Origin of the sequence: Kiloniella laminariae, assembly GCF_027214005.1 — a bacterium.
Taxonomy (GTDB): Bacteria; Pseudomonadota; Alphaproteobacteria; order Kiloniellales; family Kiloniellaceae; genus Kiloniella; species Kiloniella laminariae_A.
On record NZ_JAPWGY010000002.1, the window covers coordinates 187,391 to 206,881 of the forward strand.

Consider the following 19,491-nt stretch of genomic DNA (forward strand, 5'->3'; position numbering starts at 1 on the left):
CCTAGTTCGTTGAACTCTGCCGTTAAGCGGCAGTTATTGTTCTTTTGAAAGGGAACCTTCGGCTCCCTTTCAGACCTTCTTGTACACGTCTTCCCGCCAGCAGTTATACCCCGGCTGGCATATTCTCTGCCTTGCGCTCAACCTTGCGTGGCGCGGTGATTTCTTTCCACTTGGACAGGGCCTTGTTCACGGCCGGGTAAGGATCACGCCCGACAAACTCACCATGTCCCGGCTCAACCTTAACAGCAGACTCTTCAATCGCCACCTTGCCGCGTGTCAGAGTGAAGCGTGGCAGTCCGGTAACCTTCTTTCCTTCAAAGACATTGTATTCGATAACTGACTGCTGTGATTTGGCCGTAATGGTTTTGGATCGGTTGGGATCCCAGACCACCAGATCAGCATCAGCACCGACCATAACAGCACCTTTTTTCGGATACATGTTCAGGATTTTGGCAATATTGGTCGAGGTCACGGCAACAAATTCGTTCATGGTCAAACGCCCCGTTGCAACGCCATAGGTCCAGAGCATGGGCATACGGTCTTCCAACCCACCTGTTCCGTTCGGAATCTTTGTAAAATCACCAATTCCAAAACGTTTCTGATCCACTGTAAAGGCACAGTGATCCGTCGCCACAACCTGTAACGACCCCGACTGAAGGCCCGCCCAGAGACTATCCTGATGCATCTTATTCCGGAATGGAGGTGACATGACGCGCTGGGCTGAATGGTCCCAATTGGGATTGGCATATTCACTTTCGTCCAGCGTCAAATGCTGGATCAGAGGTTCGCCGAATACCCGCATACCCTTTTGTCGTGCCCGGCGGATCGCCTCGTGTGCCTGCTCACAAGAAGTATGAACGATATAAAGCGGTACACCCGCCATATCAGCAATCATGATTGCCCGGTTGGCGGCTTCGCCTTCCACTTCCGGGGGCCGGGAATAGGCGTGGGCTTCCGGACCATTATTCCCTTCCGCCAGAAGTTTTTGCTGCAGCGTTGCCACAACATCCCCATTCTCGGCATGAACCAGCGGCATGGCCCCCAGCGCAGAGCAGCGTTGGAACGAGGCGAACATCTCGTCATCATCGACCATCAGTGCGCCTTTGTAGGCCATAAAATGCTTGAAGGTGTTGATCCCGCGACCAACGACCTCTTCCATTTCATCGAATACCTTCTCGCCCCACCAGGTCACAGCCATATGATAGGAATAATCTGCACAGGCAGAACCGGATTTCTGCTGCCAGATTGCCAGGGCCTCCATCAGGGACTGACCGGGAGAAGGCAGGCAAAAATCCACCACCATGGTCGTTCCACCAGCAAGGCCCGCCCGGGTGCCGCTTTCAAAGTTATCGGCAGAGTGTGTGCCCATAAAAGGCATCTCAAGATGGACATGCGGGTCAATCCCACCCGGCATGATGTAACAGCCCGTCGCATCCAGCGTCTCATTGGCCGAAAGATTCTGGCCAATTTCTACAATCTTGCCGCCTTCAACTTTCACATCGGCCTTATAGGAAAGATCGGCCGTAACAACTGTCCCGCCCTTGATAACTTTACTCATGACTAATCCCTTCCTTATTTGAAGATTTCGGCAGTTTCAACAACAGCATGGAACAGAACATCTGCTCCCGCAGCAGCCCATTCCGGTGATATTTCTTCATCCTCGTTATGGCTGAGGCCATCGACGCAAGGGCACATCACCATGGCTGTCGGGGCTACACGGTTAACCCAGCAGGCGTCGTGTCCGGCACCAGAGACGATATCCCGGTGGCTGTAACCCAGGCGAATTGCTGCATTGCGAACCGCTGCGACACAGGTCTCATCAAACTTGACCGGATCAAAGGCACCGACCTGTTCGATTTCCATCTTCAGCCCCAGTTCTTCAATAAGCTCCTGGCCTTCATAACGAAGCGCCTGCTCCATTGCCGTAATCACGTCCTTTTCCGGGTGACGGAAATCAATGGTGAAAACCGCTTTTCCCGGAATGATATTGCGGGAGTTCGGATAGATGTCCATATGCCCGACAGCACCGACGGCATGCGGTGCAAAACGCCAGGCAATGTCATTGACCAGCTCGGTAATCCGCGCAGCACCGAGGCCAGCATTAACCCGCTTGGGCATTGGTGTTGAACCGGTGTGGCTTTCCTTGCCGGTCAGGGTAACCTGTAACCAGTTCAGCCCCTGCCCATGGGTAACAACACCGATGTCCACTTTTTCATCTTCCAGAATAGGTCCTTGTTCAATATGCAGCTCAAACATGGCATGTAGCTTGCGCGCACCAACCGGCTCATCCCCGATAAAGCCGATGCGTTTCAGTTCATCACCAAATTTTTTGCCCTCGGCATCTTCCCGGGCATAGGCCCAGTCCTGAGTATGAACCCCTGCAAAAACCCCGGATGCCAGCATGGCCGGAGCAAAACGGGTGCCTTCCTCGTTGGTCCAGTTTACAACTTCGATTGCCCGTTTGGTTTTGATGCCCATGTCATTGAGCGTACGAATGATTTCAAGTCCGGCGAGCACACCCAGCACACCGTCATACTTGCCGCCCGTTGGCTGTGTATCCAGATGAGACCCGACCATTACCGGAAGAAGGCTGGGATCTGTTCCTTCATGACGGGCAAACATATTGCCCATAGAGTCAATCCCGACAGTCATCCCCGCCTCTTCACACCAGCGTGCAAAAAGATGCCGTCCTTCAGCATCTTCATCCGTCAGCGTCTGACGGTTGTTACCCCCGCGCACTCCAGGACCAATTTTGGCTATTTCCATCAGGGATTCCCAAAGCCTTGGGGAATTAATATGCATATTATCAGCTGGTTTACTCATCAGAACGCTCCCGGAAATCACTTATATTTTCTTACATCTACATTTGAAAAAGGCACTGCCTCGCCAAAGGGAAACAGTGCCTTTTCTTTATTCCATATTGGGGAAGGTAAAGACCGCGCCTTCCTTGATCCCCGCAGGCCAGCGTGTGGTTACTGTCTTGAGGCGGGTGTAAAAGCGGATACCTTCTGGCCCGTAGATAGAATGGTCTCCGAACAGTGACCGCTTCCACCCCCCAAAGGAATGATAGGCTACTGGCACAGGAATTGGTACGTTAACGCCGACCATACCGACCTCAATTGAATCTGCAAAAGTACGCGCAGTATCTCCATCGCGCGTAAAGATCGCAGTACCATTGCCATATTCATGTTTGTTGATCAGATCCACCGCCTGATCAAAATCCTTGGCGCGCAGCACCGACAGGACAGGGCCAAAGATCTCTTCTTTGTAAATTGTCATGTCAGGCGTCACACGATCAAAAAGCGTGCCCCCGACAAAATATCCGTTTTCATACCCCTGAAGCTTAAAGCCCCGACCATCCACGACCAGTTCCGCTCCCGCATCAACACCCTGCTGGATGTATCCCAGAACTTTTTCCTGATGCGCTTTGGTAATCACAGGTCCCATATCTGCATCGGCATCAGTGCTTGGTCCAATACGCATGCTCTGGACACGGGGCGCCAGAGTTTCGATCAGCTTGTCAGCAGTTTCCTCCCCGACAGGCACAGCAACAGAAATCGCCATACAACGCTCGCCTGCTGAACCGTAACCTGCCCCCATCAGGGCATCGGCGACCTTGTCCATATCCGCATCCGGCATAACGATCATGTGATTTTTGGCTCCGCCGAGCGCCTGCACCCGTTTTCCTTTGGCAGTACCGCGGGAATAGACATATTCGGCGATCGGCGTAGACCCGACAAAAGAGATTGCCTTGACATCAGGATGGTCCAGAAGCGTATCGACCGCCTCCTTGTCCCCATGAACCACATTAAGAACGCCAGCGGGAAAACCTGCCTGTTGAAAGAGATCCCAGACCAGCATCGGCGCAGAGGGGTCACGCTCGGAAGGTTTCAATACAAAAGTATTGCCACAGGCAATCGCGACCGGATACATCCACATCGGCACCATCGCCGGGAAATTAAACGGGGTAATACCCGCAACAACACCAAGAGGTTGTCTGTCTGAATAGCTGTCAACCTGCGGGCCGACATTCCTGCTGAATTCACCTTTGAGAAGATGCGGAATACCACAGGCAAACTCGACCACTTCAATTCCTCGGGCGACTTCACCCAATGCATCATCGTGGGTTTTCCCGTGTTCGCGGCTGATTTCTCGTGCAATATCTGCTGCATGCCGATCAAGTAATTCCTTGAACTTGAACATATAACGGGCACGCTTCAAAGGAGGCGTCGCCCCCCAGTCCTTAGCCGCCGCTTTCGCAGCAGCAACGGCTTCATTCACTTCCTCCACCGTCGAAAGAGGAAGCTCTGCGATCTGTTCTCCCGTCGCAGGATTGAATATCTGCGAGGTACGAGAACTGCTGGAAAGGCGTTTTTCACCTGCAATCGCGTTATTGATCCGTTCCATAATACCGCCCTTTATCTCGTCAAGATCTCCAATACAGGAGCCTTTGACCGTGCCAATTGTTCCATTTCAGATGACACAGATGGATAGTGCATCATCGCTTAAGCCACAGATGAGCCACAGAACTGACAGATAAACAGGTTACAGAGACAGGCGACAGCGCCTGATCAAAACACAGGTACAAACCCCGAAAACAGAAAGCAGGAGCAACAAACGCTCTCCCCACGGGACAGCTGCTTCGTCACTCTATCTTTAACTTTACAAGTTACGCCGTTGGGCTGTTTTTGTTTTTTTGATTTATCGGCGAAATCTCGGATTATTCAGACGCTACCACCTTTTCCGTGCACGTACCTGTTCTCCCTGTAGACCCGGCTCGAACAATTCCGGGGCCTTGTTTTTATATTGGCAGTTGTTTAACCTGCCTTGAAGATTTATTTACCTGGTGGTCAAATTTTATTTCCTGACCATTTGGTCAAGTTAACGCTACTAAACCTTGACCAAATGGTCAATAATAAAAATAAGCCGGAAACACGGATGAAAAAATCGGAAAGAGTAAAAAAAACCACTGCCAAAGCCGGAATAAGACAGGAAAATGAAAAGATAATCCTCAAAGCTGCCGAAAGTGTTTTTGCCGAATACGGTTTCCGCGGGGCGACCACCAGCATGATTGCCGAGCAGGCAAACATCCCGAAAGCCAACCTGCATTACTACTTCCCGACCAAAGAGGCACTGTATCGGCAGGTAGTGGACAACATTTTCAACATCTGGCTTCAGGCAGCAGACTCCTTTGACGACTGCGATGACCCGGTTGAGGCGCTCAGTCGCTACATCGAGAAAAAAATGGATATCTCACGGGACAACCCCATGGGCTCCAAAGTCTGGGCCAATGAGATCATCCAGCGCGCGCCGGTTATTCAGGACTATCTTGAAACCACACTCAAGGACTGGACGGAATCGCGAGCCGTGATTATCCGCAGGTGGATTGCCCAGGGAAAGATCAACCCGATTGATCCGCAATATCTGTTGTATATGATCTGGTCAACGACCCAGCATTACGCCGATTTCAACCATCAGATCGAAACTCTCAATGGCGGCACCCCTCTCAGCGACGCACAATACCGGGTCGCGAAGGACAATGTTATCGAGATCATACTTACCGGCATCGGTGCCGTCCAGCGCCGCCGCAACAGCCTGCTTCAGGATAACAGTCCCAAAGACCAGCAAGAAAAGAGTGACAGGGCATGAGTCCAAGAGCCGGACAAACAAAAAAACGCACCCGTATTCAGGCAATCAACGAAGAAAAAATTGTCGAGGCTGCTCTGGAGATCTTTGCCACTTTCGGTTTCAGAGGCACCACCATAGATCAGATCGCCCAGAAGGCCGAGATGTCCAAGCCGAACCTTCTGTACTATTTCAGACGTAAAGAAGACATCTATATCTCTGTTTTACGGCGAACCCTGGAAGAGTGGTTAACGCCCCTCACCGCGCTTAATCCTAAGGGTGATCCCCTGGAGGAGATCAGCAAATACACTGCCCTTAAACTGGAAATGTCGCGCAAAAATCCGACCGCTTCCCGTCTCTTTGCCAACGAAATTCTTCACGGCGCCCCGATGATCGAAGATGTACTCAAGGGATCACTCAAACAGCTGGTTGATGAAAAGGCGGCAGTAATCGGCAACTGGGTCAAGGAAGGAAAATTGGCTCAGGTTGACCCTTATCACCTGATTTTCATGATCTGGGCCACGACCCAACACTATGCCGACTTCAAAGTCCAGATGCATGCAATACTGGGCAAAACAGTCGACGCGCCTGATTATTACGAACAGGCAGGCACAACCATCAACGCCATTTTCCTCGAAGGACTGAAACCAAGAAGCTGAAAACTTTCCTGATCTTGCCTTGATTAGCCGCTGACTGTCCGTTGCAAGAAAACCATTGCCGTTGCTGTAACAAGCCCACCGATCACGAGAGAGAGATCAGGCATCTGGCGAGAGACTACCCCCTCTATCGCCAGAACGATTGCCGGGGTCAGAAACGTATAGGCCATAACCTTCGCCGCAGGTAATTTGAAGCTGGCATACTTGAGCAGTAAAAAGCTGATCGCTGTGTTACAGACTGCCAGGTAAGCAATCGCCCCGTAAACAGAAAAAGGCAGCTCTGCCCAAGGGGTATCAACGACTTCCCGCCAGCCATACACTCCCAGAATCACGGTTCCGGCAATCAGTGTCCAGAAGGTCAGCACCAGCAGGTTTTCTCCCTTATGGAAGCGCCGGACACAGGGGGAGTAGGCCGCATAAGACAAACAGCCAACCCAGAAAATCATCTCCCCACGACCGAGGGAGAACTGTAAAAGCGCCTCAAAACTCCCGCCGAACACAACCCATACAGCTCCGGCAGCAGCGATAAACAGCCCGCCCCAAAGTCTTGGACTGGTTTTCTGCCCGATGAGAAAATAGGCAATGACCGCCGTCATCATTGGTATCAGGGTAAAAACCGCTCCAAGGCTGACGGCACTGCCCAGACGCAGACCTTCAAACATTGTAACGAAGAAGACGACCAGTAATGCCCCCAGACAAAGATATCTGAAGCAAAGCAAGGGCCCGGGCCAATTCCACTCCTGTTTAAAAAACAGCAGTGCACCAAAAGCTGTAGACGCGATACAGAAACGCAGAAAAGTCAAAGCGACCGGATCAAGCGCGTGCGTGATGGCGGCTCCAACCGGAAAGGATGTGCTGACCAGAAAGATAAAAAGCAACATCGCTCTATGTGCTTTTTTTTCTCCCCTGGCCTGCAGAAGTACTGTTTCTGTACTGAGGGACACGGTACCTACCTTCGTCTTAGCAGGGGATGGTCGGCCAGACTATCCGCTCAGTCAGAAAACACCAGTTTATTCAGCAGCCTTTATCGCACTGGGGTTATTGGGATGGGTTGTCCAGTTCGCATAGCTGGGGTCAATCGGCTTGTTCGTGCGCGGATCAGTACCTTCGGTCATCTGCACCATAGAAATACAGTCTTCAACCGGACAGACACTGACGCAAAGATTACAACCGACACATTCATCATCGATCACCTCGAACTTGCGCACACCATCGACCGTTGCGGTAATTGCCTGATGCGACGTATCTTCACAGGCAATATGGCAACGTCCACACTTGATGCACAGATCCTGATCAATCGATGCCTTGGCAATATAGTTCAGGTTGAGGTACTTCCAATCGGTAACATTAGGCACAGCCTGACCAACAAAATCATCAAGCGAGCTGTAACCCTTTTCATCCATCCAGTTGGAAAGACCTTCGGCCAGTTCCGTCACAATTTTGAAGCCATAGGTCATGGCCGCTGTACAGACCTGAACGTTACCAGAGCCCAGAACCATAAATTCTGCTGCATCTTTCCAGGTAGTGATTCCCCCAATGCCGGAGATCGGCAAGCCTTGCGTTTCCGGATCACGGGCAATTTCCGCAACCATATTCAAGGCAATCGGCTTCACCGCCGGGCCGCAATAGCCCCCGTGCGTCCCCTTGCCATCTACCGTCGGTGTCGGCGCCATCAGATCGAGGTCAACCCCGACTATCGAGTTGATGGTATTGATCAGGGAAACCGCATCAGCGCCACCGCGATGTGCAGCCCTTGCTGACTGACGTACATCAGAAATGTTTGGCGTCAACTTGACGATAACCGGCAGATCGGAATGGGTTTTGCACCAGCGGGTCACCATCTCGACATATTCCGGTACCTGGCCAACGGCTGCACCCATGCCCCGTTCTGACATCCCGTGCGGGCACCCGAAGTTCAGCTCGATCCCGTCACAGCCGGTTTCTTCAACACGCTTGAGAATGTTGATCCAGTTCTGTTCTTCACAGGGCACCATCAAAGAGACAATCAACGCCCGGTCCGGCCAGTTCTTCTTGACCCGGGTGATTTCCTCTAGGTTGATTTCCAAAGAGCGATCCGTAATCAGCTCGATGTTATTAAGCCCAAGCAAACGACGGTCATTCCCGTGGATCGCGCCATAACGGGGGCCATTGACGTTGACCACATGCGGGTTTTCGCCCAGGGTTTTCCAGACAACGCCCCCCCAGCCTGCTTCATAGGCCCGAACAACATTGTATTCTTTATCCGTTGGTGGAGCAGATGCGAGCCAGAACGGATTGGGGGATTTAATACCCAGAAAATTGCTACTGATATCAGCCATGTTATAACTCCTTGATCAATGTTCCTTTGGGCTTCGGCCCAGGAAATAAGGTGTGCAGTCCCACTCAGGCATTCAGGAAAGCGTTGATTGCTTCAGCAGCAACCTTGCCATCCTCTACCGCAGCAACTGTCAGGTCCTCGCCACCAGCGATACAATCGCCGCCGGCCCAGACATCCCCCAGACTTGTCCGGCGGTCTTCACCAACCCGAATTCGTCCACTCTCAAGTTCAACAACTTCCGCTGATCCATTCAGAGGAGCAGCGATAAAATTCTGGCCAATTGCTTTGAAGACCATATCGGCATTCAGGGTAAAGGTTTCCCCTGTCCCTTTCAGGGAGCCGGATGTGTTCTCCGTATATTCACACTCTATGGCACTTACCTTGCCATTTACACCGATCAGGCGATTGGGTTTGACCCAATGGCGAATGGTGACGCCTTTGGTTTGGGCCAGATCCTGCTCATACTCACTGGCATTCATCTGCTCTTTGCCGCGGCGATAAAGAATCGTGACTTCTTCCGCCCCGAGAAGCTTCGACTGCACAGCTGCATCAACCGCGGTCATCCCGCCACCGATCACAACCACCTTCCGGCCGACGGGAAGCACCGACAGATCCTTGCTTTGACGCAGATCTGAAATATAGGAGACCGCGTCAACAACGCCTTCAAGATCCTCGCCCTCAGCCCGCAGTGCATTGACCCCAGCCAGGCCCATACCAAGGAAAACGGCATCATATTTTTGGCGCAATTCAGCGAGGGAAAGATCTTTTCCAAGGCCCTTACCCAACTCAAGGGTAATTCCTCCGATCGACAGCAAAAACTCGACTTCCCGCTGGGCAAAATTATCAACTGATTTATATGCGGCAATACCATATTCATTGAGGCCGCCAGCTTTTTTACGGGCATCATAGACGGTAACATCATGCCCGTGCATAGCAAGGCGATGTGCGCAAGAAAGTCCGGCAGGCCCCGCGCCGACCACCGCAATTTTCCGTCCCGTCAGGGCCGCACGTTCAAAGACCTTGTCCCCCTCTTCCAACAGATGATCTGTTGCATAACGTTGCAGCAGGCCGATCTTGACTGGCTTGCCTTCTGCTTCTTGACGGACACAGGCCTGTTCACACAGGGTTTCTGTCGGACAAACACGGGCACACATCCCCCCGAGAATATTCTCTTCGAAGATTGTCTTTGCTGCGCCCTTCACGTTATCCGCGGAAATCTGGCGGATAAACATGGGAATATCAATTGATGTTGGGCAAGCCACTGTGCAGGGCGCGTCATAGCAGAAATAACAACGGTCTGCCTCTACATACGCCTCGTGGCTGGCAAGTGGTGGATGGATATCGCCAAAATTCTTGCTGTATTCTTCCTGGGCAAGACGGCTGGATCGGATATCCGGCCCTTCACCGGTTTTTATAGTCATCCCTATACTCCCTGACGGATATTTTGTGACGTACGTTTTTTATTATTTTGTATTTTGATTTTATTTTTTGTACACGACCCGCTCTCTTTATCCGGAGCGGTGTCATCCCTGTTATTCCCAGTATGATAAGTATAAATTTATCACACAGTCAATTTTTTTATCATTTGATAAATTTTTTTAGCTGAACAAAAACAGCAATCTCGAAGCACATCGAATCAACCCTTTGAAAAATCTACAATATAATTATATATCCCACCGGAATTTGTCCTGTGATATACTGCCTATGCTCGCGACATAACAAAGCCAGGATGCCCCAGAATGTTTTCTTTGATTATGCTTTTCGCGCGCTCTATGGGCACTGCTCCCAAATCATTTTCCGGCAAGTCCGCCCCGTCGCCAGACTCTCCTCTGCGATTTCTGATCAGGATTACCCTTTTCTTCTTTTTCTCCCTGACAGCGCTTTGCACCGCAGCCCTGTCATCCGCAAATGCAGAAGACAGAATACGCTATGGCCTCTCACACTGGCCTCCTTTTGCCTTGACTGAACAGACCCAACCCACAGGAATTGATTATGATATCGCCATGGAGATATCCAGACGCATGGCCATTCCCTTTGAAGTACGAGCCTGTCCGTTTAAACGCTGCCTGATAGAAATGGAACGTGGTGACCTGGATCTGATGTCTGGCATTGCCCGAAATGACGAACGCGCCGTTTACATGAACTACTCTGACACACCTTACCACGCCGTATCCGTGGTCTTTTTTGTCAGGGCCGGAGAACAGGATCGGCTCAAGAAATATGATGATCTCTATAATCTAAGAACAGGTGCAGTTGTTTCTTCTCATTACTTTGAGCCGTTCAACAATGATGAAAAAATCGCCAAGGCCGAAGTCGCCAAAGAGCAAAAATTGCTTCCCATGCTTAATACTGGCCGGATTGATACCTATGTGGGAACTGATCCGAATGCTTCCTACGAGATCTTGACACTCGGCTACAAGGACAAGCTGGTAAAAGCACTCTATAATCCCGGAGTTGAAGTCCCTGTCTACTTTGCCTTCTCCCGCGTATCAGCATTCCAGTCAAAAACCGGAGAACTGGGCCGGATTATCAAGGAAATGCACCAGGATGGAACCATCAAAACCATTCTGGCAAAATACCAATAGTATGATTAACTCTGGATAACCGGAACACCCGCCCAGGGACGTACAGTACGTAAAGAAAAACTTGACTGCATATGGGCGACCCCTGGCAAACGAGATAAAGCATTGCGGTGGATCTGTTCGTAGTCTGCTACATTTTTTGCCACAACCCTGAGCAAGTAATCCGCCTGTCCCGCCATAAGATGACATTCGGAAATCTCCGGTGCCTTTTGCACCGCTCTCTCGAATTGCTCAAGCGTATCTTCACTTTGTGAATGCAGGGTTATTTCAACAAAAATCTCGATCGAATACCCCAGTGCTTTTGCGTCAAGCCGTGCAACATACCCCGAGATCTGCCCGCCGCTTTCGAGCAATTTGATCCGCCTGTGGCAGGCAGAAGTCGAAAGTCCGACTTTGTCCGCCAGAGTCGAGATCGGCATCCGACAATCCTCTTGCAGATACGACAGAATTTTAACATCAATTCTATCCATGATAAATTATCCTTATTTTTATTATTAAATTCGAATAATATCCGAATACGACCAAGCTTTACTATGAAATTCAAGACCCATTTCAAACAAATGTTTGACAATATCCTCTCAACTGAGGTTTCTGCTTTGATAACGAACGGTTGAACCCTTCTTGGATCCGGTTATGCTTTCTCGCGCCCCTTCTTTCCCACCCGGAAGAAAGCTCCAGAAAATCTGACCCAAAGATCAAGGAGCAGGCAGCCCACGCAATATCCGGCAAACCTTACAATCCTGCGTGATTGGATCGCGCAATTCTGGGAGTAATTACATGAGCATCAGAACACCGTATCTCCTCTTCCTCGGAAACGCTGCCGATCCGCTTGCAGCCAAGGTTGCCCAGGGTATCAGGGACTGGCGTCCGGAAAACTGCGTTGGCCAGCTTCGCCTCGAAGACTGCAACGCCGATCTCGGCCTTACAGACATGTCACCAGAACAGGCTTTTGCCGAAGGGGCAAAGACCATGGTTGTCGGTGTGGCTAACCGCGGTGGTGTTATTGATGCCAGCTGGGTAACGGTACTGGTTCAGGCCCTTGAAGCCGGTCTTGATCTGGCAGCTGGTTTGCACAACAAGCTTGCAGATGTTCCCGAAGTTGCAGCAGCGGCAAAACGCCTTGGGCGCAAGATCCACGATGTGCGTCATCCGACCAGACAATACCCTGTTGCAGCAGGATCTCCCCGCCCCGGGAAGCGTCTGCTGGCGGTTGGAACAGATTGTTCCTGTGGGAAAATGTACACCACCCTTGCTATTGAAAAAGAACTGCGTGATCGCGGCATACCGGCCGATTTTCGTGCAACAGGCCAGACCGGCATTTTGATCACAGGCGATGGTGTCTCCATCGATGCCGTCGCTTCAGATTTCATCTCTGGCTCAGTCGAAGTACACTCCCCCGCAAACGATGAGAATCATTGGGATATCATTGAAGGCCAAGGATCTCTTTATCACGCCTCTTTTGCCGGGGTTTCCCTTGGACTGATCCACGGCTCTCAGCCGGATGCTCTTGTGCTGTGCCATGAACCGACCCGAACGCACATGCGCGGCTTGCCAGACTTTACCCTGCCTTCGCTTGAAGACTGCATGGACGCCAATCTGCGCGCGGCCCATCTGACCAACAAGAACGCCAAATTCGTCGGAATATCAATCAACACCGCCAAGTTAAGCGAAGCAGAAGCAACAGCTTATCTGGCCAAGATCGAAGCAGAATTCGGTTTGCCTGCAGTTGATCCTGTGCGTACCGGCGTTGCCAAGATTGTGGACAACTTCGCATGAGCCGGAAGATAACGATTTCTTCAACTCCCTGGCCAATCCGCGGCTCTTTTACGATTTCTCGCGGCTCCAAAACCGAGGCTGTCGTCCTCAATGTCTACATTGAAGAAAACGGCATCCGGGCCCAGGGTGAGTCAGTCCCCTATCCCAGGTATGGAGAAAGTGTTGATTCCGTTACCAGGCAGATCAAGACGATCCTCCCCGCATTGGAAAAGGGCATGACCCGTCTTGAGCTTCAGGATGCACTTGCGCCTGGCGCAGCCCGCTTTGCTGTGGATGCGGCCCTCTGGGATCTTGAAGCCAAGAAAGCCGGGAAACGCGCCTGGGAAATTGCCGGTATTTCCATGGCGCCTGCCACAACAGTCTATACGCTGTCTCTTGCCGAACCCGGACAGATGGAACAGGACGCCCGGGACAATCAGGACAAACCTGTCCTGAAACTCAAACTTGGTGGACAGGGTGATCTGGCCAGGGTTGCTGCCGTCCGCAAGGGCCACCCGACAGCAAGGATCGTGGTTGACGCCAATGAAGCCTGGAGCCGGGATCTTTATCTGGAACTGGTTCCCGAGCTGGTCAAACTGGGCGTAGAGATGATCGAGCAGCCTTTTCCTGCCGCGGATGACGAAGCCCTGCGAGACCTTGACCGGCCAATTACCATTTGTGCCGATGAATCCTGTCATGATCGCAAGTCCTTACCGGGCCTCGTCGGCAAATACGACATGGTCAACATCAAGCTCGACAAAACAGGCGGACTGACAGAAGCCCTTGCCATGAAAAAAGAAGCTGAAGCCCTTGGTTTCGAAATCATGACCGGCTGCATGCTGGGTTCATCTCTTGCCATGGCTCCCGCGATGGTCGTCGCCCAGGGCAGCAAGCTGGTGGACCTCGATGCCCCGTTGTTGCTGTCAAAAGACTGTGAACCCGGTCTGGTCTTTAACGGCGTAGAAATTACCCCCCCGGAAAAAGCCCTTTGGGGTTAATATTTCCAGGGGTTAAGGAAGAAGAAAATGAGTAGAACAGTTTATGTAAACGGTGATTTCCTGCCAGAAGAAGACGCCAGGATCTCCGTCTTTGATCGTGGGTTTCTCTTTGCTGATGGCGTATATGAAGTCTCCACCGTGCTTGAAGGCCGCCTGATTGACAACGAAGCCCATCTTATTCGTCTCCAGCGTTCCCTTGATGAACTCAAAATGGGTTGTCCTGTGACCAAGGACGAGCTGGTTGAGTTACAAAAAGAGCTGATCAGACGGAATAATCTGGTTGAAGGCGGTTTGTATCTTCAGGTGACCAGAGGAGCAGCAGATCGGGAATTTGGCTTTCCCAGAGACGCCAAACCGTCTCTTGTCATGTTCACCCAGGTCAAGAACCTGATCAACAGCCCCGTGGCTGAAAAAGGTCTCAAGGTGATCTCGGTTCCTGATATCCGCTGGCAGCGCCGCGATATCAAGTCTGTCGGCCTGCTTGCCCCGGCACTGGCCAAACAGGCGGCAGTCGACGCGGGTGCAGATGACGCCTGGATGTACGAAGACGGCTTCGTCACCGAAGGCAGTTCAAACAATGCCTATATCATCACCAAAGCCGGGGTCATTGTAACCCGTCATCTGGGGAATGAGATCCTGCACGGCATCACCCGGCGGTCTGTGCTTGCCCTTGCTGCCGAAAACAATATCACCATCGAGGAACGGCCTTTTACTCTGGAAGAAGCCGCTGATGCCGCCGAAGCTTTCGTCACCTCAGCCACAACCTTTGTCACGGCGGTTGTTTCTCTTGATGGCAAGCAGATTGGATCTGGAAAACCCGGACCACTGGCAAACCGCCTACGTCAACTTTATATCGAACAGGCCTTAAAAAGCTGAACCCGACATGTTGATCTCCGTTCTGGGTTATAGTCATATTTAAAGGTTATGACCCGGAACGGAGACTGGAATCATACAGAACGTAAAGCTGGACTGGCATATGGAAAGTATTCAAGGCACCTGTCCGGAACTGATCGTGGATCTGGAAGCTGTAATAAGCAATTACAGAACCCTGAAAGCGACCGTCCTCGGCGACTGTGCTGCGGTTCTCAAGGCCAATGCCTATGGGCTTGGCAGCGAAAAGATCGCACAGGCACTCTATGACGAGGGCTGCAGAACCTTTTTTGTCGCCCTGACCCGGGAAGGCATCGAACTGCGCAGCCAGTTCCCTGCAGCCAGGATCTTTGTCCTTTCTCCCTTCATTACCATTGACGGAGCCCTGCTTCAGGAAAACAGCCTCATCCCCTGTCTTTATGATCTTGAGGGGATCCGGAACTGGACCAACCTTCATGAAAAACCTGCTCCCGCAGCCCTGCATTTTGAAACCGGGATAAACCGGCTTGGTATCCAGGAAAAGGAACTTTCCTTTCTCTTGAAAGACAAAAAAGACCTGGCAAAACTGGACCTCCGGCTCATCATGAGCCACCTGTCCTGTGCCGACCGTCTGGCCTCTGCTGAAAACTCCCGTCAGCTTGCCGCCTTTCGCCGCATCATAAAAAACTTCCCTGCCGTTCCGGCAAGCCTGGCAAACACAGCCGGAACTTTGCTTGGCTCAAAGTATCATTTTGATCTCGTTCGCCCCGGCATTGGCCTCTACGGTCACGATCCACATTATTTTGAAAAAGGTCAGTCACGCCTGCAGACTGTTGTCAGCTTCCGGGCGCCCCTTATGCAAATCAAGCAGGTCGAGGCTGGCGAAGCTGTCGGATATGGTGCGACTCCTGTTCATAAAAGCACCCGTCTTGGCGTCATTCTCTGTGGGTATGCAGACGGCATGATGCGCGCCCTTTTCAAACCTCTCAGCGGCGAGAGCCATCAGGTCACCGTTAATGGATACAAGGCCCCTATTATTGGCCGGGTCTCAATGGACATGATCACGATTGATCTGACTGATTTGCCAGCAACGGCGTGCAGCACGGGCGACATGGTCGAGATCTTTGGCCCCAACAGCCTGGTCGAAGATGCCGCTGCCATGGCCGGAACCTCCGCTTACGAGCTTTTCACTAGGGTCAGTGACCGGGCCATACGCAAATATATCTGAGGCAACAAAAACCGACGCCTCCCTCTTCACAGCTGACGTCTTGGCCCTTCCCTTAAATCCGGCTCCGGTGTACATCTTCAATAACAAACTTTCGACACCACCTATACAGATATCGTGTTTCAAAACAGGGAAATCAAATGGCAAACAATAAAACAAGAACCACCAATGGCCGGGGAAGGCTGTTCAACTCCATACTCGACACCGTAGGCGACACGCCCTGTATCCGTATCAACAATCTCGCCCCCGAAGGTGTGTCGCTTTACGTCAAGGCCGAATTCTTCAATCCGCTCAGCTCGGTCAAGGATCGTCTGGCGCTGAACATTATCGAAGCAGCCGAACGCAATGGCACGCTGAAACCCGGACAGACAGTTGTCGAGGCCACCAGCGGCAATACCGGTATCGGCCTCGCCATGGTCTGCGCCCAAAAAGGCTACCCACTTGTGGTCACCATGGCCGACAGCTTTTCGATCGAACGCCGTAAGCTGATGCGTATTCTTGGTGCAAAAGTTGTGCTGACCCCCCGGGCGCAAAAGGGCTTTGGCATGTATCAGAAAGCCGCTGAACTGGCCAAGGCAAATGGATGGTTCCTGGCCAGCCAGTTCGAAACGGCTGCAAATGCCGACATTCACGAAATGACAACAGCCCGCGAAATCATGGCTGATTTTGCTGGACAGCGCCTCGATTATTTTGTCAGTGGCTATGGTACAGGCGGGACCATTACGGGTGTTTCCCGCGTATTGCGCAAAGAACGCCCGGACACAAAAATCATTCTGACAGAACCTGCCAATGCACAGCTGGTCGGCAGCGGCAAACCACAGGAACGCAACGAAGACGGGACAGCCTCCGTCGGGCATTCTGCTTTTGAGCCCCACCCGATCCAGGGCTGGACTCCCGACTTTATTCCCCAGGTCCTGCAGGAACTTCTTGATAACAAAAACTATGATGAACTGCTTCCTGTTCCAGGCGGTGAAGCAGTCAGTTGGGCGCAAAAGCTCGCGAGCAAGGAAGGCATCCTGACCGGCATTTCCGGCGGCGCCACCTTTGCTGTTGCCATGAAGGTTGCCGAGAAAGCAGCACCGGGTTCAGTCATCCTCTGCATGCTGCCTGATACCGGCGAGCGCTACATGACAACACCTCTGTTTGACAGTATCGCCGAAGACATGGATGAAGAAGAAATCGCCCTGTCGCGCTCTACCCCGGGTTATCAGCTCGGGTAAAAGATTACAGCAAGGTACCTCATAAAAAAGGTTCAGGCGGTTTTCAAATCTACCTGAACCTTTTTCTTATTCTAGAGAGCTTTTTTCAACTCCAGTCGTCGGGCGTGCAGGATTGGCTCGGTGTAACCGGAGGGTTGTTCCCTGCCCTTGAACACCAGATCACAGGCTGCCTGATAAGCGATGCTTTTATCAATATTTACCGTCATGGGAGTGTAATCTGAATCATCCGCATTCTGCGCATCGACAACTCCCGCCATACGTTTCAGTGTTTCCCGCACCTGTTCTTCTGTACAGATCCCGTGATGGAGCCAATTGGCGATATGCTGGCTGGAAATCCGCAAGGTCGCACGGTCTTCCATCAGGCCAACGTTGTTGATATCGGGTACTTTCGAGCAGCCGACACCCTGATCCACCCAGCGCACCACATAACCCAGCAGGCCCTGAACGTTGTTATCCAGTTCGCGCTGAACCTCGTCTGGCGACCAGTTGGCATTCTCAGCCACCGGCACGCTAATCAGATCATCAAGTGTCGCCCGGCACTGCCCGGCAAGCTGTTGCTGACGCTCCTGAACCGATACCTGATGATAGTGCGTGGCGTGTAATGTGGCCGCTGTTGGCGAGGGCACCCAGGCTGTATTCGCGCCCGCTTTTGGATGTGCGATTTTCTGTTCCAGCATATCAGCCATCAGGTCCGGCATGGCCCACATGCCTTTACCAATCTGGGCTTTGCCACTGAGGCCACAGGCAAGGCCTGTATCGACATTCCAATCTTCATAGGCCTTGATCCAGCGGGTGTTTTTCATCTCCGCTTTGGTAACCATGGGCCCGGCTTCCATCGCCGTATGAATTTCATCTCCGGTACGATCAAGAAAGCCAGTGTTGATGAAAAACACCCGGTTTTTTGCCGCACGGATCGCTTCTTTCAGGTTCAGGGTGGTCCGGCGCTCTTCATCCATAATGCCGATTTTCAGTGTATGGCGCTCCAGCCCGAGAATATCCTCAACCCGGCTGAAGATCCTGTCAGCAAAGGCAACCTCTTCCGGGCCGTGCATTTTCGGCTTAACAATATAAACCGATCCGCTACGACTGTTGCGCGGGCCACTGGATTTTTTCAAATCATGCAAGGCTATCATGGCTGTAACCAGGCAATCCATGAGGCCTTCAGGAACCTCTTGTTTCTGCTCACCGACCAAAATGGCCGGATTGGTCATGAGGTGGCCGACATTCCTGACCAGCATCAGACTGCGCCCCTGCAGATCGAACACAGCCCCTTCTGGCGACAGATAGGAGCGGTCAGGATCAAGGCTGCGGGTGATGGTCTTTTCTCCCTTGGAGAAACTGATCGCAAGATCCCCTTTCATCAAGCCAAGCCAGTTGCGATAGACCTCGACTTTTTCCCCGGCATCGACAGCCGCAACAGAATCCTCGCAATCCATAATGGTCGAAAGGGCAGATTCCAGAATGATATCCACCACCCCTGCCGGATCATTTCGGCCGATACCTCTGGTGCGATCCACTACAATTTCGAGATGCAGGTTATTGTGACGGAGCAACAAACTGTAAGCGGCTTTGGGATCCCCGCTATACCCCAGAAACTCGGTTCCCTTTGCCAGTCCGGTGCGGGTGCCATCCTCAAGTGTTATCTGCAACCGGCCATCGCGGATGTTGTAACAGATCGCGTCTCGATGTGACCCTCGTTCCAGCTTTGCCGCCTGATCCAGAAAGGATCGAGCCCAGGCAATAACCTTTTCCCCACGTTTGGGATTGAACGAACTGCCCTTTTCAGCACCCATTGTTTCAGCAATGGCATCTGTCCCATAAAGTGCGTCATAGAGACTGCCCCAACGGGCATTCGCAGCATTAAGGGCATAACGCGCATTGCGGACAGGAACAACCAGCTGTGGCCCGGCCACGGTTGTGATTTCGCTGTCGACCCTGTTCGTCTCTATGGAAAAACCAGCTCCCACAGGCACGATATACCCTATTTCCTCAAGGTAGGTTTTATAGGCTTTATGGTCTGTAATCGGGCCGGGATGTTTTTTGTGCCAGTTATCCAGGCGATCCTGCAGCTGTTCCCTTTTATCCAATAGTGCCCTGTTCACTGGCATCAGTTCGTTCAACATTTTCTCAAAACCTTGCCAGAAGTCGGCAGGCTTGATGCCAGTACCGGGCAGCGCTTCTTCAATCAGGAAATCATGCAAAACCTTTTTAATCTGGAGCGCGCCGATCTTAATCCGATCAGTCATTTATAAACTTTCTTTCGT

The 19,491-nt window shown here is 51.9% G+C and carries 16 protein-coding genes; 8 read left to right on the top strand and 8 right to left on the bottom strand.

Annotated features, from left to right (window positions below; all coding sequences use genetic code 11):
- Window positions 1-103 precede the first annotated feature (103 nt).
- From hydA to O4H49_RS05605, 3 genes are all read right to left on the bottom strand, one after another.
- Window positions 104-1,558, bottom strand: a complete 1,455-nt coding sequence (gene hydA, locus O4H49_RS05595; RefSeq protein ID WP_269422453.1) for a dihydropyrimidinase — start codon at window positions 1,556-1,558, stop codon at window positions 104-106.
- A 14-nt stretch (window positions 1,559-1,572) separates the two neighbouring features.
- Window positions 1,573-2,823, bottom strand: coding sequence for a Zn-dependent hydrolase (locus O4H49_RS05600; protein WP_269422454.1), 1,251 nt, complete (start codon window positions 2,821-2,823; stop codon window positions 1,573-1,575).
- An 87-nt stretch (window positions 2,824-2,910) separates the two neighbouring features.
- Entirely contained in the window at window positions 2,911-4,407 is a 1,497-nt protein-coding gene (locus tag O4H49_RS05605) for a CoA-acylating methylmalonate-semialdehyde dehydrogenase (RefSeq protein WP_269422455.1), read from the bottom strand.
- A gap of 531 nt (window positions 4,408-4,938) precedes the next feature.
- Between O4H49_RS05605 and O4H49_RS05610 the strand changes: the two genes are divergently transcribed.
- Entirely contained in the window at window positions 4,939-5,649 is a 711-nt protein-coding gene (locus O4H49_RS05610) for a TetR/AcrR family transcriptional regulator (protein ID WP_269422456.1), read from the top strand.
- The gene (gene rutR / locus O4H49_RS05615) at window positions 5,646-6,284 is read left to right on the top strand and encodes an HTH-type transcriptional regulator RutR (protein ID WP_269422457.1); all 639 of its coding nucleotides are present in this window, start codon (window positions 5,646-5,648) and stop codon (window positions 6,282-6,284) included. The genes O4H49_RS05610 and rutR overlap by 4 nt, the downstream gene beginning before the upstream one ends.
- A 23-nt stretch (window positions 6,285-6,307) precedes the next feature.
- On the opposite strand, the gene O4H49_RS05620 is transcribed toward rutR, so the two are convergent.
- The 3 genes from O4H49_RS05620 to O4H49_RS05630 form a co-directional block, all read right to left on the bottom strand.
- Complete coding sequence (locus O4H49_RS05620; RefSeq protein WP_269422458.1) at window positions 6,308-7,225, bottom strand: DMT family transporter; 918 nt, start codon at window positions 7,223-7,225, stop codon at window positions 6,308-6,310.
- Between the two features lie 66 nt (window positions 7,226-7,291).
- Window positions 7,292-8,599, bottom strand: coding sequence for an NAD-dependent dihydropyrimidine dehydrogenase subunit PreA (preA, locus tag O4H49_RS05625; protein ID WP_269422459.1), 1,308 nt, complete (start codon window positions 8,597-8,599; stop codon window positions 7,292-7,294).
- A 64-nt stretch (window positions 8,600-8,663) separates the two neighbouring features.
- Complete coding sequence (locus tag O4H49_RS05630; protein ID WP_269422460.1) at window positions 8,664-10,019, bottom strand: NAD(P)-dependent oxidoreductase; 1,356 nt, start codon at window positions 10,017-10,019, stop codon at window positions 8,664-8,666.
- Window positions 10,020-10,337: 318 nt separating this feature from the next.
- Between O4H49_RS05630 and O4H49_RS05635 the strand changes: the two genes are divergently transcribed.
- Window positions 10,338-11,183 (top strand): substrate-binding periplasmic protein, encoded by an 846-nt coding sequence (locus O4H49_RS05635; RefSeq protein ID WP_269422461.1) that lies wholly within the window; start codon window positions 10,338-10,340, stop codon window positions 11,181-11,183.
- Between the two features lie 5 nt (window positions 11,184-11,188).
- On the opposite strand, the gene O4H49_RS05640 is transcribed toward O4H49_RS05635, so the two are convergent.
- A complete protein-coding gene (locus O4H49_RS05640) occupies window positions 11,189-11,650 on the bottom strand; it encodes an Lrp/AsnC family transcriptional regulator (protein WP_269422462.1) in 462 nt (153 codons plus the stop codon).
- 307 nt (window positions 11,651-11,957) lie between these two features.
- Here O4H49_RS05640 and dgcN point away from each other — a divergent pair, with 307 nt between their 5' ends.
- From dgcN to O4H49_RS05665, 5 genes are all read left to right on the top strand, one after another.
- Window positions 11,958-12,956: an N-acetyltransferase DgcN gene (gene dgcN, locus O4H49_RS05645; protein WP_269422463.1), complete on the top strand. Its 999-nt coding sequence runs from the start codon at window positions 11,958-11,960 to the stop codon at window positions 12,954-12,956.
- Entirely contained in the window at window positions 12,953-13,933 is a 981-nt protein-coding gene (dgcA, locus tag O4H49_RS05650; RefSeq protein WP_269422464.1) for an N-acetyl-D-Glu racemase DgcA, read from the top strand. The genes dgcN and dgcA overlap by 4 nt, the downstream gene beginning before the upstream one ends.
- Before the next feature lie 27 nt (window positions 13,934-13,960).
- On the top strand, window positions 13,961-14,809 hold the full coding sequence (locus tag O4H49_RS05655; RefSeq protein WP_269422465.1) for a D-amino-acid transaminase: 849 nt from the start codon (window positions 13,961-13,963) through the stop codon (window positions 14,807-14,809).
- A 100-nt stretch (window positions 14,810-14,909) separates the two neighbouring features.
- The gene (gene alr, locus O4H49_RS05660) at window positions 14,910-16,010 is read left to right on the top strand and encodes an alanine racemase (protein ID WP_269422466.1); all 1,101 of its coding nucleotides are present in this window, start codon (window positions 14,910-14,912) and stop codon (window positions 16,008-16,010) included.
- Between the two features lie 137 nt (window positions 16,011-16,147).
- The gene (locus O4H49_RS05665) at window positions 16,148-17,227 is read left to right on the top strand and encodes a PLP-dependent cysteine synthase family protein (RefSeq protein ID WP_269422467.1); all 1,080 of its coding nucleotides are present in this window, start codon (window positions 16,148-16,150) and stop codon (window positions 17,225-17,227) included.
- Window positions 17,228-17,298: 71 nt separating this feature from the next.
- Here O4H49_RS05665 and O4H49_RS05670 read toward each other — a convergent pair whose 3' ends face one another.
- Window positions 17,299-19,473, bottom strand: coding sequence for a malate synthase G (locus tag O4H49_RS05670; protein WP_269422468.1), 2,175 nt, complete (start codon window positions 19,471-19,473; stop codon window positions 17,299-17,301).
- Window positions 19,474-19,491: the final 18 nt, after the last annotated feature.

Coding starts and splice junctions, on each gene's coding strand:
- hydA (WP_269422453.1), bottom strand. CDS start 1,558: ATGAGTAAAGTTATCAAGGGCGGGACAGTTGTTACGGCCGATCTTTCC.
- O4H49_RS05600 (WP_269422454.1), bottom strand. CDS start 2,823: ATGAGTAAACCAGCTGATAATATGCATATTAATTCCCCAAGGCTTTGG.
- O4H49_RS05605 (WP_269422455.1), bottom strand. CDS start 4,407: ATGGAACGGATCAATAACGCGATTGCAGGTGAAAAACGCCTTTCCAGC.
- O4H49_RS05610 (WP_269422456.1), top strand. CDS start 4,939: ATGAAAAAATCGGAAAGAGTAAAAAAAACCACTGCCAAAGCCGGAATA.
- rutR (WP_269422457.1), top strand. CDS start 5,646: ATGAGTCCAAGAGCCGGACAAACAAAAAAACGCACCCGTATTCAGGCA.
- preA (WP_269422459.1), bottom strand. CDS start 8,599: ATGGCTGATATCAGTAGCAATTTTCTGGGTATTAAATCCCCCAATCCG.
- O4H49_RS05630 (WP_269422460.1), bottom strand. CDS start 10,019: ATGACTATAAAAACCGGTGAAGGGCCGGATATCCGATCCAGCCGTCTT.
- O4H49_RS05635 (WP_269422461.1), top strand. CDS start 10,338: ATGTTTTCTTTGATTATGCTTTTCGCGCGCTCTATGGGCACTGCTCCC.
- O4H49_RS05640 (WP_269422462.1), bottom strand. CDS start 11,650: ATGGATAGAATTGATGTTAAAATTCTGTCGTATCTGCAAGAGGATTGT.
- dgcN (WP_269422463.1), top strand. CDS start 11,958: ATGAGCATCAGAACACCGTATCTCCTCTTCCTCGGAAACGCTGCCGAT.
- dgcA (WP_269422464.1), top strand. CDS start 12,953: ATGAGCCGGAAGATAACGATTTCTTCAACTCCCTGGCCAATCCGCGGC.
- O4H49_RS05655 (WP_269422465.1), top strand. CDS start 13,961: ATGAGTAGAACAGTTTATGTAAACGGTGATTTCCTGCCAGAAGAAGAC.
- alr (WP_269422466.1), top strand. CDS start 14,910: ATGGAAAGTATTCAAGGCACCTGTCCGGAACTGATCGTGGATCTGGAA.
- O4H49_RS05665 (WP_269422467.1), top strand. CDS start 16,148: ATGGCAAACAATAAAACAAGAACCACCAATGGCCGGGGAAGGCTGTTC.
- O4H49_RS05670 (WP_269422468.1), bottom strand. CDS start 19,473: ATGACTGATCGGATTAAGATCGGCGCGCTCCAGATTAAAAAGGTTTTG.